General features: G+C 72.6%; 14 protein-coding genes. 12 read left to right on the top strand and 2 right to left on the bottom strand.

Features of this window, described 5'->3' with window-relative positions:
* Positions 1–36 precede the first annotated feature (36 nt).
* The 7 genes from ACIPFH_RS10605 to ACIPFH_RS10575 all read left to right on the top strand — a co-directional run bounded on the left by ACIPFH_RS10605 (position 37) and on the right by ACIPFH_RS10575 (position 5,659).
* Positions 37–591 carry a hypothetical protein gene (locus ACIPFH_RS10605; protein ID WP_401824886.1) on the top strand — a complete coding sequence of 185 codons (555 nt, stop codon included), beginning with the start codon at positions 37–39 and terminating at the stop codon, positions 589–591.
* A gap of 223 nt (positions 592–814) precedes the next feature.
* Positions 815–1,171, top strand: coding sequence for a hypothetical protein (locus ACIPFH_RS10600; protein WP_401825143.1), 357 nt, complete (start codon positions 815–817; stop codon positions 1,169–1,171).
* Positions 1,172–1,331: 160 nt separating this feature from the next.
* Positions 1,332–1,766 (top strand): hypothetical protein, encoded by a 435-nt coding sequence (locus tag ACIPFH_RS10595; protein ID WP_401824884.1) that lies wholly within the window; start codon positions 1,332–1,334, stop codon positions 1,764–1,766.
* A gap of 124 nt (positions 1,767–1,890) precedes the next feature.
* A complete protein-coding gene (locus ACIPFH_RS10590; protein WP_356260999.1) occupies positions 1,891–2,523 on the top strand; it encodes an RNA polymerase sigma factor in 633 nt (210 codons plus the stop codon).
* Positions 2,524–2,616: 93 nt separating this feature from the next.
* Positions 2,617–3,504, top strand: coding sequence for a hypothetical protein (locus ACIPFH_RS10585; protein ID WP_401824883.1), 888 nt, complete (start codon positions 2,617–2,619; stop codon positions 3,502–3,504).
* A gap of 290 nt (positions 3,505–3,794) precedes the next feature.
* The gene (locus tag ACIPFH_RS10580) at positions 3,795–4,454 is read left to right on the top strand and encodes an RNA polymerase sigma factor (protein WP_401824882.1); all 660 of its coding nucleotides are present in this window, start codon (positions 3,795–3,797) and stop codon (positions 4,452–4,454) included.
* Complete coding sequence (locus ACIPFH_RS10575) at positions 4,454–5,659, top strand: hypothetical protein (protein ID WP_401824880.1); 1,206 nt, start codon at positions 4,454–4,456, stop codon at positions 5,657–5,659. Before ACIPFH_RS10580 ends, ACIPFH_RS10575 begins: the two co-directional genes overlap by 1 nt.
* Before the next feature lie 222 nt (positions 5,660–5,881).
* Here ACIPFH_RS10575 and ACIPFH_RS10570 read toward each other — a convergent pair whose 3' ends face one another.
* Positions 5,882–6,739, bottom strand: a complete 858-nt coding sequence (locus ACIPFH_RS10570) for a L,D-transpeptidase family protein (RefSeq protein WP_401824879.1) — start codon at positions 6,737–6,739, stop codon at positions 5,882–5,884.
* A 255-nt stretch (positions 6,740–6,994) separates the two neighbouring features.
* Between ACIPFH_RS10570 and ACIPFH_RS10565 the strand changes: the two genes are divergently transcribed.
* The gene (locus ACIPFH_RS10565; protein WP_401824877.1) at positions 6,995–8,575 is read left to right on the top strand and encodes a methylmalonyl-CoA mutase; all 1,581 of its coding nucleotides are present in this window, start codon (positions 6,995–6,997) and stop codon (positions 8,573–8,575) included.
* Between the two features lie 134 nt (positions 8,576–8,709).
* On the opposite strand, the gene ACIPFH_RS10560 is transcribed toward ACIPFH_RS10565, so the two are convergent.
* The gene (locus tag ACIPFH_RS10560) at positions 8,710–10,062 is read right to left on the bottom strand and encodes an FAD-dependent monooxygenase (RefSeq protein WP_401824875.1); all 1,353 of its coding nucleotides are present in this window, start codon (positions 10,060–10,062) and stop codon (positions 8,710–8,712) included.
* 71 nt (positions 10,063–10,133) lie between these two features.
* Here ACIPFH_RS10560 and ACIPFH_RS10555 point away from each other — a divergent pair, with 71 nt between their 5' ends.
* The 4 genes from ACIPFH_RS10555 (at position 10,134) to ACIPFH_RS10540 (ending at position 13,730) form a co-directional block, all read left to right on the top strand.
* Positions 10,134–10,784: a TetR/AcrR family transcriptional regulator gene (locus ACIPFH_RS10555; RefSeq protein WP_401824873.1), complete on the top strand. Its 651-nt coding sequence runs from the start codon at positions 10,134–10,136 to the stop codon at positions 10,782–10,784.
* A gap of 114 nt (positions 10,785–10,898) precedes the next feature.
* On the top strand, positions 10,899–11,936 hold the full coding sequence (locus ACIPFH_RS10550; RefSeq protein WP_401824872.1) for a glycosyltransferase family 2 protein: 1,038 nt from the start codon (positions 10,899–10,901) through the stop codon (positions 11,934–11,936).
* Positions 11,926–12,465 carry a GtrA family protein gene (locus tag ACIPFH_RS10545; protein WP_401824871.1) on the top strand — a complete coding sequence of 180 codons (540 nt, stop codon included), beginning with the start codon at positions 11,926–11,928 and terminating at the stop codon, positions 12,463–12,465. The genes ACIPFH_RS10550 and ACIPFH_RS10545 overlap by 11 nt, the downstream gene beginning before the upstream one ends.
* Positions 12,462–13,730 (top strand): NAD(P)/FAD-dependent oxidoreductase, encoded by a 1,269-nt coding sequence (locus tag ACIPFH_RS10540; protein ID WP_401824869.1) that lies wholly within the window; start codon positions 12,462–12,464, stop codon positions 13,728–13,730. The genes ACIPFH_RS10545 and ACIPFH_RS10540 overlap by 4 nt, the downstream gene beginning before the upstream one ends.
* Positions 13,731–13,794 lie beyond the last annotated feature (64 nt).

The following is a 13,794-nucleotide window of genomic DNA, read 5'->3' as shown; positions in this document are numbered from 1 at the left end:
CTCCGTAAGGTCGGTGCCCTGGCGAGGGAGGCGTGGATGAGCCTGGTGGAACTGATTGCTCAGGCCGACGAACGCGGACTGGCTGCCAGCGGGCTGGCTTGTTTGGATCGGTGCGTACCACTGCTCGGGGGTGACGACGAGATCCTGCGACCGCTGTGGGGGAACCTCACGGAGGCCTCCGACGCCGCCGACTGGGGCGATCTGCTGGAACAGGCGCGCGGCAAGCTGGCGTCCGCCGCCGAGGAGGGCGACGAGGCCGGGCGCCTCGCCCGCCGGATGCTGACCGCCGCCCCCGACGACCGCTCCACCGCCGAGGTGCGGCTCTGGGCCGACGCCTGCTCCGTCGCGTCGCTCCAGATACACCGCCTCCTCGACCCGGCCGAGGACGCCTCCTCGGTCGACTCCCGCCGGGAAGGCCGTACGGAGGGCATGCCGCCCCTCGTCGCCGCCGAACTGCGCCGCCAGGTCACCGTCCTGGAGGTGCTCGCGGGCCACGGCGCGGGCGGACTGCGCCGCGCGCTCGAGGTCTCCACCGAAGGGCGCCGGGTGCTGCGCGCGGTGGTCTCGCGACGGGCCCGCGGACGAAAGTGAGCGGAGTGCGGGGAAGGTGGGTCGGTCCTGCACCGGTCCCGCGAAGTCCCCGGAAACGAGTGACGCCACCGCCGCCGACCTCGCTGTTCCAGGTGTGACGCGCAGGACGACCGACCAGACCGACCAGACCGACCAGACCGATCAGACCGACGAGACCGACAAGACGAACCGGACGGACCGGGCCGAACAGCCGGCCCCCCGCCCCTCCGCCGCCGCGAAACCCGTGCGGTGGGCGGCGGAGGCGGTGGCCGCCGCGCCCGACACCATCCGCCCCCACCTCGACCACTCACCACAGAGCCTGTGGCGCGTCGACCGCATGATCGAGGAGCTACGGCGCGAGGGCTCGCCGCACGCCGCCGTGGCGAACCTGCTGCGCGGGCTCGGCGCCTACGCCGGCGAGGTGATCGTCCGGCAGACGGGCGCCGAGTGGTGGGGAGCCGGCGGCGACCACTGGGTCCGCACCCCCGACGGCCGCCTCTGGGAGCCCCTGGACGAGTCCCGCCGCTGCTTCGCCGGCCACGGCTCCCTGCGGCTGCTGTGCCGCGACGCGACGCGGGGCCTCCGCGGCCAGGTGTATTGACCCGCAGGTCGTTCACGCGGTGATGGGTGGCTGGCCGCCGCCCGGGCTCGGACGTGATCAGGGACACCTGCGTGGCCTGTGATGCTTCGGGGCCGCCGACCGCTGGGACAGCGAGGGGCCCGGCCGCTGGGGCCCCCGGTGTGAGCGAAGGGTGGGGTCCATGGGGAGCAAGGCGGACGAGGGGACTCCGGGCGCGACGGAGATGCGGGCCTGCGCCGCCGGGTTCGTCGCGTGGGTCGTCGCCCGGCAGCGGTTGCCGCTCGACTACTCCGTGGCCAGCCTGCGCGTTGCCGACTTCCTGGTCGACGGGCTGCGCAAGGGCGGGGCGGAGCGGGAGCGGGTGCAGGACGCGCTCGTCGGGCTGGGGGCGTACGTCGGTGAGGTGCTCGTGAGGCGGGCCGGCGGGACCTGGGTGGATCTCGACGACGTCCAGCGTGGCTGGTTCGGCCAGTCGGTCGGGGTGCGGATGCCGGACGGACGGGTGTGGAATCCGCTCGGCAAGGTCGTCAACCGGTTCGGGACCGGAGGCGCGGAGGACTCGTTGCGGACCTTCTATCTGACCCTGCACGGCCGTGCCCGGCGGGCGGCCGCCTGACCGCGCGCTGTGACACTTCTGTGAGGCCCGACGCTGATGACCGTGGGGGCGCGGCCGCGTTCGGACCCGGTGTCCGACGGGGGAGTCGCGCGCCGGAACGAACTCCGCACGAACGAGGACAGTCTTGGGCCAGGGAGGGGAATCCCGGCGCGCGCACCCGCACGACGGGGAACTGGGCGCGGCCGTGACGCGGGCCCAGGACGGCGACGAGGCCGCGTTCGCCGTGGCGTACCGGATCGTGCAGCCCGGACTGCTGGGCTATCTGCGCGGGATCGTCGGTGACGACGCCGAGGACGTGGCCTCCGACGCCTGGCTGGAGATAGCCCGGGACCTGGGGCGGTTCAAGGGCGACGGCGCCGGTTTCCGCGGCTGGACGGCGACCATCGCCCGGCACCGGGCCCTCGACCATCTGCGCCGGCTGCGGGTCCGGCCCCGGTCGGCGGCGCTGGACCAGGACGTCGTCCTCGACCTGGCCGGCCCGCACAGCACCCACGACCAGGCGCTGGAGTCGCTCTCCACCGAACACGCCCTGGAACTGGTCCGCGGGCTGCCTCGCGACCAGGCCGAGGCGGTGCTGCTCCGGGTGGTCGTCGGCCTGGACGGGCCCGCCGCCGCCCGCGTCCTCGGCAAGCGCCCCGGCGCGGTCCGTACGGCCGCGCACCGGGGTCTGAAGCGGCTGGCCCGCCAACTCGGCGAGGAGGGCACGGGCGAAGGTGTGACGGATGGCGGCCCCCGAACGCTGGGGGAGTCGATATGAACGGCGCGGGCCGCGAACCGTATGGATCAGTGACGGATGCGGCCACCAGGCCGAACGGTCTGATCGGACGGACGGGACAGAGGCGGAAACGGAATGGGTGAACGACCGGGCGACGGCGCGGGCCACAGCCGTCGGCGTGAGCACCCCGCAGGACGCTCTGCCGCCGACACCGCCGCTGCCCACGACGTGGCGAGGCCGACGGAGCCGGGGCTGGAGGCGCTGCTCGCGCAGGCCCTTCTCGCCCGGGATCCGAGCGGGACCGGTGCCCGTGCCGACCTCGTACCGGACGTGGACGGCGGCAGCGACGGCGAGCGGCGGGCCGTCGCCGCCTTCCGGGCCGCGCGGGACGCGGGCGCGCACCGGGCCCGTACCCGGCGCCGGGACGACTGGCGGCCCCGGGCCCGGCGGCACACGGTCCGCTCGCTGAAGGCCACGCTCTCCGCGCTGGTCGCCGGCCTCGCCCTGGGCGGCGTCGCTTTCGCCGCCATCGGCTCCGCGACGGACGGCCGCGCCGACGCCGAGGGCCGCCCGGAACGGCCGGTCACCGCGACCGCGTCCGGGGCCCGGTCCACCGGCCCCTCCGTGAGCGCGCCCCCGGCCGCCCCCGCCGACCAAGACCGTCCCGTGAGCGCCAAGGACACCGAGGCCCACTGCCGTGCCTACGAGAAGGTCCGGGGGCGCGGCAGGGCGATGGACTCCACGTCCTGGCAGCGGCTCGTGACGGCGGCGGGCGGCGAGGAGAACGTCGCGGCGTACTGCGCGGCGCAGGGTGGGCCCAAGGGGGAGAAGGCCCCGAAGGGCGACAGGACGCCCAAGGCCGACAGGACGGTGAAGGCCGACGCGACCTCGAAGACCGGGAACACTCCGGAGCCGACGGAAAGCCAGAAGGAGGCGAAGGCCGGGAAGCCCGCCGACGCCGACGGGACCGGCAGGGCCGAGGACACCGCCAGGGCCGCCAAGGGCGGGGCCGAGGGCGAGTAACCGGTTGCCGCCAAAGCAACGGCCGAGGCCGCCACCCCCCACAGGAGAGGCCCCGGCCGTCGCGCGGCACGGGCCGCGCGGCGGCCCGTACTCCCTACAGCGCCATGAGTGCGTTTTCTGTCACACCTGCGGAGCACCCGCTCGCGTCACGAGTCAGTTGCATGTTCCACGGACGTGGACGGGCGGCTGTTTCAGGTCGTAACGTGCCTTTCGCGCCGGACGGCGAAGCGGCGGACCACCGCACCGACCTGCGGTCACCGACCGTGAACCATCGACCGAGGAACCACGACGTGGGGGACGACGCGGAGCTGACAGCCGCGGTGCTCGCGGCACAGAACGGGGACGAGACCGCGTTCCGGACTGTGTACCGCGCTGTGCACCCGCGGCTGCTCGGGTACGTACGGACGCTCGTCGGCGATCTCGACGCCGAGGACGTGTCCTCCGAGGCCTGGCTCCAGATAGCCCGGGACCTGGAGCGGTTCAGCGGTGACGCGGACCGCTTCCGAGGCTGGGCCGCCCGGATCGCCCGCAACCGCGCGCTGGACCACGTACGCATGCGCGGGCGGCGCCCGGCGACGGTCGGCGACGAGACCGAACTGACCGGTCGTGCCGCCGAGTCCGACACCGCGGGCGAAGCCATCGAGGCGCTGGCCACCGGCCGCACCCTCGGCCTCATCGCCCGGCTGCCGCAGGACCAGGCGGAGGCCGTCGTCCTGCGGGTCGTCATGGGCCTGGACGCCAAGACGGCCGCCGAGACGCTCGGCAAGAGGCCCGGAGCCGTGCGTACGGCCGCGCACCGCGGCCTGAAGAAGCTCGCCGAACTGCTCGGCGAGGATCCGGAGACGGCCGGCGTGCTCGACGCGCTGCCGCCTCAGCGAGAACCGCGCTCGCGCGCGGTGACGTCCGCCGGTGTGACGCATACGCGCGCGCGGACGCAGAAGGACATGTGATGGCCGACAAGCAGGACAGGTGGCTCGATCGCGAAACGGCGGAGCGTCTGCTGCGCGGTGAGTCACCCGACAACGCTGTCGGTGGCGCCGCAGAGGAGGCCGAGCGGCTCGCCCGGACCCTCGGCGCGCTCTCCGCGCCGGCCGCCGAGCTCCTGCACGCCGACGAGGAACTCCCCGGCGAGGCCGCGGCCCTGGCCGCCTTCCGCAAGGCCCACGCGGACCGCGCCGACCTCGCCCGCCACGCCGGTCCCGGCGGCCGCCCCGCCGCGAGCGCCGGTGAGACCACGGCCGCCGCCGACCGCCTCCGTGTCGTGCCCGCCGCCGACGCCGGACTCGTACGCATCGGCGGCCCGGTCCCGGAGGCCGGAGGCCGTACCCGTTGGGGCCGGCCCGCGCGTCTGGGGCTGGCCGCCGCGCTGGCCGCCGGGATGGTGGGCGGGATCGCGGCCGGGACGGGTGTCCTGCCGACCCCGTTCGACGGCGTCGGACCGGCCCGCCCCGTGGCTTCCGTGTCGGCGCCCGTGCCCCCGGACGAGCACTCGCGCGCCTCACCCGCACCGGACGCCTCGGGCGGCGACACCGGCTCGGCGTCCCCGGACGACGGCACGGACGGCACCGGCCGCGAGGACGCCGGGAAGGGGAGGACGGGCGACGACGCCACGGCCGCCCCGGGCTCCCGCGGCACCTGGCCGACCGGCGTGACCTCGTCCTGCCGGGACCTGAGCGCGGGCCGCACCCTGGACACCGAGCGCCGCCGGACCCTGGAGCACCTCGCGGGCGGCCCGACGCGCGTGCCGAAGTACTGCGCGGGCGTCCTCGACGGGACCCCGGCCGGGAACCCCCGCGGCGACGACCGCACCTCGAACGGCACGGCCGGCCGGAACGGCGGCAAGAGCCAGGACGGACGCGGAGGTCACGACGGGGGCTCGGGCGACAAGGGCGGTTCGGGCGGCGGTTCCGATGACGACGATGACGGTGGCCGTGACCGAGACGGCCGCGGTGGCCATGGCGGCGGTGCCCATGGCCCTGGTGGCCATGGCGGTGACGGCCGTAACGGCATCGGCAGCGGCCGATCGGGCGGCTCCGGTCACTCCGGTCACTCCGGATGGTCCGGCGGGTCCGGCCACTCGGGCGGGTCGGGCCACTCGGGCGGGTCGGGCCACTCGGGCGGGTCGGGCGGAAACTCGTCCTCGCAACGCCACTGACCTGCGGCTTCGCGGATCACGAAAACTTTCTTCGCCAGGGGTGTGACGTTTTCGGGGGCCGGGGCGCAGTAACAAGTGAGCCGACTGGTCATCGGCCCTTGCACAGAGCCGGGGTTCCCCCCGTACTTCCGGCTCGTGCGCTCGGCGCGGGCGGGACACGTTCCCCCGGTCCCGCTCGCGCCCCAAACACCTCGCCTCCTCACCCCTCGCAGGCCCTCGCGCTCACCAGGACACGACGACCTTGTCGCCGTTCCTCACCTGCGCGAAGAGACTCGCGATCGCCGCCTCGTCCCGTACGTTGACGCACCCGTGCGAGGCCCCCGCGTACCCCCGCGCCGCGAAGTCGGACGAGTAGTGCACCGCCTGCCCGCCGCTGAAGAACATCGCGTACGGCATCGGTGAGTCGTAGAGCGTGGACACATGGTCCCGCGACTTCCAGTAGACGTGGAACACCCCCTCCCGGGTGGGCGTGTACTGCGAGCCGAAGCGGACCGACACCGTCGTCAGGGTCCGGCCGTCGATCATCCAGCGCAGGGTGCGGGTCGTCTTGTCGATGCACAGCACCCGTCCGGACAGGCATCGGGCATCGGGCGCGGCGGCCGGCCGGCCGCCCATCAGGTACAGCTCCCACTCACCGGGTTCGTGCGTCATCCCCAGCAGCCGCTGCCAGGTGACGGTGTCGGTCTTCCCGGTCCTCGGCAGCCCGCGCTTGCCCTGGAACCCCTTCACCGCCTGCTCGGTGAGGTCGCCGTACGTCCCCGTGGGCCCCTCGAAGAGCCAGGCGACCTGGCGCAGCCGGGCCTGGAGCTCGCGGACGTCAGGTCCGGTGTCGCCGCGCGACCACAGGACGGCGGGCGGCGGGGCGCTGGTGGCCGGGCGGCTCGGCCTGCCGCCGGTGGTCGTCCCGGCCGGGCCTGCCGTCGCCGTCGCCGTCGGCGGTGAAGCCGTTCGCCCGCCGGCGTCGGGCGACGCCGGCGGGCGCGCTTTTCCGTCCGAGTCGGGGGCCTGCACGCTACAGCCGCACACCGTCACCAGGGCCGCCGTGCCGGCCAGGACGGCGATCGATCTCCGCATCCGCATGACTGAGATGTTCCCCCCGGATGACGCCTGGCGAACGGACCGGCATTGTGGGGACCGAAAGCGTCGCCGCTCCGTCGCCGCCACTCTGTGAGGAAGGTCAAAGAGTGTCCCCCTCCACCGGGTGCGCGCCCGCCGATACAGTCCGTCGGAAGGCCGGGCTGTACTGACGGGTAACTGGCGAAGCGGGGCGAGTGGCCGACAGGCCGATCGATCAGTCGAAGCAACGGGTATTGCTCAGCGGGAGGCATCACACCCATGGCGCGTGAGTCGGAGTCCGGACTGCCCATCGAGCCGGTGTACGGGCCGGATGACCTGGCGGGCTGGGACCCGGCCGAGCAGCTGGGCGAGCCGGGCCGGTACCCCTTCACCCGGGGCGTCTACCCGTCGATGTACACCGGCCGCCCCTGGACCATGCGCCAGTACGCGGGCTTCGGCACGGCGGTGGAGTCCAACGCCCGCTACCAGCAGCTGATCGCGAACGGCACGATGGGCCTGTCGGTCGCCTTCGACCTGCCCACCCAGATGGGCCACGACTCCGACGCGCCGATCGCGAGCGGTGAGGTCGGCAAGGTGGGCGTGGCGATCGACTCGGTCGAGGACATGCGGGTGCTGTTCGGCGGGATCCCGCTGGACAAGGTGTCGACGTCGATGACGATCAACGCGCCGGCGGCGCTGCTGCTGCTGATGTACCAACTGGTCGGCGAGGAGCAGGGCGTGCCGGCCGACCGGCTCACCGGCACGATCCAGAACGACGTGCTGAAGGAGTACATCGCGCGGGGGACGTACATCTTCCCGCCGAAGCCCTCGCTCCGGCTGATCGCCGACATCTTCAAGTACTGCAGGGCCGAGATCCCGAAGTGGAACACCATCTCGATCTCGGGCTACCACATGGCGGAGGCGGGCGCGTCCCCGGCGCAGGAGATCGCCTTCACGCTGGCGGACGGCATCGAGTACGTGCGTACGGCGGTGGCGGCGGGAATGGACGTGGACGACTTCGCGCCCCGCCTGTCCTTCTTCTTCGTGGCCCGTACGACGATCCTGGAAGAGGTCGCGAAGTTCCGTGCCGCGCGCCGGATCTGGGCGCGGGTGATGCGGGAGGAGTTCGGCGCGAAGAACCCCAAGTCGCTGATGCTGCGCTTCCACACGCAGACGGCGGGTGTGCAGCTGACGGCCCAGCAGCCCGAGGTGAACCTGGTCCGGGTCGCGGTGCAGGGCCTGGCGGCGGTCCTGGGCGGCACCCAGTCGCTGCACACGAACTCCTTCGACGAGGCGATCGCGCTGCCCACGGACAAGAGCGCGCGCCTGGCCCTGCGCACCCAGCAGGTGCTCGCCTACGAGACGGACGTGACAGCGACCGTCGACCCCTTCGCCGGCTCCTACGTCGTCGAGAAGATGACCGACGACGTGGAGGCGGCGGCCGTCGAGCTGATGAAGAAGGTCGAGGACCTCGGCGGCGCGGTGTCGGCCATCGAGCACGGCTTCCAGAAGTCCGAGATCGAGCGGTCCGCCTACCGGATCGCGCAGGAGACCGACTCCGGCGAGCGGGTCGTGGTCGGCGTCAACCGCTACCAGCTCGACGCCGAGGAGCCCTATGAGCCGCTGCGCGTCGACCCGGCCATCGAGGCCCAGCAGGCGGAGCGCCTCGCGAAGCTGCGGGCCGAGCGCGACCGGGCGGCGGTGGACGCGGCCCTGGACGCCCTGAAGAAGGCGGCCGAGGGTGAGGACAACGTCCTGTACCCCATGAAGGACGCGCTGCGGGCCCGGGCGACCGTGGGTGAGGTGTGCAACGCCCTCCGGGAGGTCTGGGGGACGTACGTGCCGTCGGATGCCTTCTGAGCTGGGCGGTTCCCCCGGATGGTGATCGAGGGCGGCCTCCGCGCGCAGCCGGTCACCCTCGTGGAGAGTGATCCCCGAGAAGGAGGATGCCGTGGCCGTACTGCTCTGCGGACACCCTTCTCGACGGCTGACGCTCAGGCGCCGGCCGCCGCCGCGTAGCGGTCCATGCCCTCCGTCGTGTCGCCCGCCCAGCCCACATGACCGTCCGGGCGGACCAGGAACACCCCGTCCTCCAACGTCAGCAGGGTCCAGTCCGGGCCCCTGAGCCGGTCGAAGAGGCGGACGCCGTCGACCGTCAGGTCCGGGACGCGATCGCCGGCGCGCAGCGAACCCGGGGCCGGCCTCGTCTCCTCGCTCAGTGACGAGTGCCGGTAGTGCAGGCCCAACTGCCGCGTCCCCGCGCCCCTGCGCGCCTCGTCCCGGTGGATCGCCGTCGACACGCCGAGGACGTGCGCGGCGACCGGACGCCGTTCCTCCTCGTAGGTGTCCAGCAGGGCTTCCGGCGCCCGCCCGCTCAGCACCGCACCCAGTTTCCAGCCCAGGTTGTACGCGTCCTGGACGCTGGTGTTGAGCCCCTGGCCGCCGGCCGGGGAGTGGACGTGCGCCGCGTCCCCGGCGAGGAAGATCCGGCCGTCGCGGAAGCGTTCCGCCAGGGCGGCGCGCGGGCGGAAGTCGGACGCCCAGAAGAGCTCCGTCACCGCCCCTGGTGCGAGGTGGGTGCGCTCCGAGACCAGCTCGCGGATGCCCTGCATGGAGAGGTCCGGATCCGTCCCGCCGGGGAGCCGCGCCACCAGCTGGAACTGGTCCGTCCCGGCCAGCGGGCACAGCGCCAGGAACCCCGAGTCCGGCCCGCTCGGCGGGAACAGATGCCACCAGGTCCGGTCCAGGCCGGGGATCCGCACGTCCGCCACCAGGGCCGCGTCCGGGTCGAGTGTCTCGCCCCTCATCGTGATGCCCAGCGCGCGGCGCACCGCCGAGCGGCCGCCGTCCGCGGCGACGGCGTACCGGGCGCGGACCGGCTCGCCGGAGCCGAAGTGCGCCGTCACACCCTCGCTGTCCTGCTCGAGCCGCACCACCTCACGGCCGAAGGCCACGGTCCCGCCCAGCTCAGTCAGCCGGGCCAGCAGGACCTCCTGGTTGCGCCACTGCGGGACCATCCAGGGGATGGTGAAGCGGCAGCCCACCTCGCCGTCCTCCGCCGGGTCGAACATCGCGTGCTCGCCGGCCTGCTCGCCGTCCGCCCAGATCATGCCCACCGGGTACGGGCCACCGGCGGCGAGGATCTCATCGAGGACGCCGAGGTCCTCGTAGACCTCCATCGTGCGTGGCTGGAGGCCCTTGCCGCGGGAGCCGGGGGCAAGGGTGTCGCCGCCTTCCACCACCAGCGCGTCCACTCCGCGCCGGGCCAGGTCGATGCCGAGGGCGAGGCCGGTGGGGCCGGCACCCACGATCAGGACGTCCACGTCCGCATAGCTGTCCATATCCATGCAACTCTCCTTAACGTCGTTAAGTTCCGTCGTTCCACGAGAGTGGCCTTAACGGCGTTAAGCTGTCAAGCGTGAGTACCGAACGACGCGCCCCCCTCGACCGCAAGCGAGTGGCGGACACCGCGCTCAGGCTCCTCGACGAGGCAGGTCTCGACGGGCTGACCCTGCGTGCCATCGCCAGGGAGCTGGACGTCAAGGCGCCCGCTCTGTACTGGCACTTCAAGGACAAGCAGGCCCTGCTGGACGAGATGGCGACCGAGATGTACCGGCGGATGGTCGCGGGCACCGCGCTCGATCCCGCCGACACCTGGCGGGACCGGCTGCGCAAGGCCAACCACGGGCTGCGCGCGGGGCTCCTCGCTCACCGCGACGGCGCCAAGGTCTTCAGCGGCTCCCGTTTCACGGGCAACGACCACGCAGTGCAGATGGAGGAGACCCTGCGCCTGTTCACGGCCGCCGGCTTCACCTTCGCCGACGCCGTACGCGCCTCGTCGACCGCGTACGCGTTCACCATCGGGTTCGTCACCGAGGAGCAGGGCGTGCAGCCGCTGCCGGGCGAGCGGCGCGAGGGGTTCGACGTCGAGGAGCGCGCACGGCTGCTCGCCGAGTTCCCGTTGTCGGCGAAGGCGGGCGCGGAGATCTTCGAGGACTACGACCGGCAGTTCGAGGAGGGTCTGGAAATCGTCGTGGCCGGAATCTCCGCGCGGTACGGGATTCCTTGACCGAAGGCCTGACGGCCCGCCCGGGCGCGGGCCGGCTCCGTAAGTCGATTCACCGCATTGCACCACTCATCGCGCGTTCGAGTCGCGTTCATATCGCGCCCCTACGTTCGCCGAATGCCTGACATATCCAGACGGGCGCAGGAGTTCCGCGCGCCCCGTCAGCGTGGTGGCGCCGCGCTCGTCTCCTATGTACTTCCCGTCTTCAACGAACAGGACGGAATCCGCCACTTCCACGAGGAACTCGTGGCGGCCCTGGGTGAACGCCCGGAATTCACCTTTGAGTTGATCTACGTCAATGACGGCTCCGCCGACGGCACGCCGGCCATTCTGGAAGACATCGCGAAGAACGACCGGCGCGTCCGGGTCGTCGACTTCGCGCGCAACTTCGGGCACCAGATGGCCATCACGGCCGGTATCGACGAGGCGCGCGGCGATGCCGTCATCGTCATGGACACCGACCTCCAGGATCCGCCGAAGGTCAGCCTCCAGCTGATCGACGCCTGGCGGGAGGGCGCGGAGATCGTGCACGCCCGTCGGCGCAGCCGACAGGACACCTTCTTCAAGAAGGCCACCGCGCACGCCTATTACCGGCTCCTGCGGTCCTCCAGCGACGTGGACATCCCGCTGGACACCGGCGACTTTCGGCTCATGGACCGCCGCGCCGCCGACGAGCTGCGGCGCTTCAGGGAGCGCAGCCGGTTCGTGCGCGGCATGGTCGCCTCGATGGGCTTCCGGCAGAGCGAGGTGCACTTCGACCGCGACGAGCGGTTCGCCGGAGAGACCAAGTACCCGCTGCGCAAGATGGCGCGGCTCGCCATCGACGGGCTGACCGGCTTCTCCACCGCGCCCCTGCGGATGATCACCAAGCTGGGCTTCGCGGTGCTCGCGCTCTCCCTGATCGGGATCTGCTACGCGCTCGCCATGAAGATGCTGCGACCGGAGATCACGGTCTCCGGCTGGACGATGCTGATGGTCGTCGTGCTGTTCCTCGGCGGTGTGCAGATGCTGTCGCTGGGCGTGCTGGGCAGCTATGTCGGGCGTACGTACAACGAGGTGCAGGGCCGGCCCCTGTACACCGTGCGGCAGGTCATCTCGCACGACGTGGCGCAGGACGTGGAGGCCGGCGGCGACGGCACCGGCCATGTCCGCTGAGCGCGTGGTGCGCGCCACCGGCTCCCGTACGGGCGCCGGCTCCGGCCCTCCGGCGCGCACCGGGCCCGGCCCGCGGGGCACCGAGTCCGAGGGCAACGACACAGCACGGGGCGCCGACTCCCCTGCTGGGAGCGGCTCCCCGGAGGGCGCCGGCGCCCGCGATCTCCGGCAGCTCATCACGTACGCGCTGGTCGGCGGCAGCGGCGTCCTCCTCGACCTGGGCGCGTTCCTGCTGCTCCACAACGTGGCCGGACTGCACGAGCAGCTGGCCAACGTGCTCTCCACCAGCCTCGGCATCACCAACAACTTCGTCCTGAACGCCCTGTTCACCTTCGGCAAGCGCGACCGTCCGCTGCCGCGCTATCTGCGCTTCTACGCCGTCGGCCTGACCGGCATCGCCCTGACGTTCGTGCTGCTCGCGGTGTTCTCCCGGGGGCTCGGAATCGACCCGAACCTCGTGAAGGCCGGCTCGCTGCCCCTGGTGCTGGTCTTCCAGTTCGCGCTCAACAGAAAGTGGAGCTTCGCATGAATCTCGGCGTCATCGGCGCGGGAGCGACCGGCCTCACCGCCGCGTACGACGCGGTCAAGGAGGGTCACGCGGTCACCGTCCTGGAGGCCGCCGACGAACTGGGCGGGCTCGCCGCGTCGATCCCCGTCGGGGGAGTGCCGCTGGAGCGCTACTACCACCACATCTTCCGCAGCGACCGCGAGATGATCGAGCTCATCGAGGAGCTGGGCCTGGGCGGCGACCTGCGCTTCCACAGGACCACCACCGGTGTGTACCGGGGCGGGCGGACGCACCCCTTCAGTACGCCGCTGGAGATGCTGACCTCCCCGCTGTACGGCCTGCCCGCCGGAGTCCGCTTCGGCCTGTCCTCGGCGTGGCTGAAGGTCGTGCGCGACGGGGAGCGGTTCACCGACCGCACCGCCCTGAGCTGGCTGAACAAGTGGGCCGGGCGGCGCGCCACCGAGGCCGTCTGGGAGCCGCTGCTGCGCGGGAAGTTCGGCGACCGCGCCGACCAGGTGTCCATGGCCTGGCTGTGGGCGCGCGTGCACTGCCGCACCTTCGAACTCGGGTACCTGGACGGCGGGTTCGACCGGGTGTACGCGACGCTCGCCGACCGGATCGCCGAGCGCGGCGGCAGGGTCGAGTTCGGAAAGCGGATGGAGACGATCCGCCAGGACGGCGACGACGGGCCGGTCACCGTGCGCACCGCCGACGGCGCCTCGTACGCCTTCGACCACCTGATCGTCACCGCTCCGCAGCCCGCCTTCGCCAAGGCCGTCGACGCGCCGGCCGACGACGCCGTCCGGCGCAACCAGTACCTGGGCGCGACCTGCTTCGTCCTGGAGCTGGACCGCAGCGCCGTCCCGTACTACTGGCTCAACATCAACGAGCCCGAGTTCCCCTTCCTCGCGGTCGTCGAGCACACGCGGATGGTCGACCCGGCTCAGTACGGGGGCCGTCACATCCTCTACGTGGGCAACTACGTCGAGCGGGACGACTGGCGCTTCACCACCGATCCGGCCGAGCTGCTGGAGCGGTATCTGCCCTGGCTCAAGCGGCTGAACCCGGAGTTCGACCGCTCCTGGATCCAGGACTGGCACTTCTCCCGGGCGCCCTTCGCGCAGCCTGTGGTCACCCCCGGGTACAAGGCGCTGATCCCCGGCCACCGGACCGGTCTCAGCCGGGTGACGCTCGCGACGATGGCGCAGATCTACCCGCAGGACCGGGGCCAGAGCTACTCGGTGGAGCTGGGTCACAAGGCGGCGCGCATCGCGGGCGTCGCCTGACCTGCCGCAGGGAGACAGGTCGCGGCGAACAGGCTGCGGACAGCGGGGCCCAGGGATGAGGCTC

Origin of the sequence: Streptomyces sp. NPDC088157, from assembly GCF_044741545.1 — a bacterium.
GTDB lineage: Bacteria > Actinomycetota > Actinomycetes > Streptomycetales > Streptomycetaceae > Streptomyces.
This window is presented reverse-complemented; position numbering and strand designations above follow the sequence as displayed.